Source organism: Anaerotignum faecicola (assembly GCA_024460105.1).
GTDB lineage: Bacteria > Bacillota > Clostridia > Lachnospirales > Anaerotignaceae > JANFXS01.
Map to the genome: position 1 here is coordinate 1 of JANFXS010000568.1, position 391 is coordinate 391.

Annotated in this window: 1 protein-coding gene; it reads right to left on the reverse strand. The window is 49.9% G+C overall.

Going from position 1 to position 391, the window contains the following annotated elements; translation table 11 throughout:
• A partial coding sequence (locus NE664_15430) for an S-layer homology domain-containing protein (GenBank protein ID MCQ4728024.1) occupies positions 1 to 391 on the reverse strand: 391 nt, incomplete at both ends.

Sequence of the window (391 nt, forward strand, 5' to 3'; positions counted from 1 at the left end):
GATCGCGTCGCTGCTGTTGGAGATCGGAGACCCATCGAGGTAAACGTTGGCAGCGCTCAGTTTAAACGGCAGATAATCGGAAAGGCGGCTCTTGCTCCTCACGATCTTCGGTCCCTTTAAGCTGTTGTCCACCATGGTAAGCGGATTGATCTCTCCATCCGAGGTCAGTTCACATCCCAGGCTCTTTCCAAACATGGTTCCCGCCTTTGTGTCGGTCTTTAACAGATTATAAAACAGATTGATGCAGTCCTCTTTGATCAGGACCTCCTCTGGACTCTTATTCATATTTTCGTCCAGCTCCAGGAAATGGTATTTGGACTGTCTGGCTCCGGTCTGGTCTCCGGTAAAATCCGTATTTTCATATCCCAGCAGTGCCAGCACCCCTTTGATG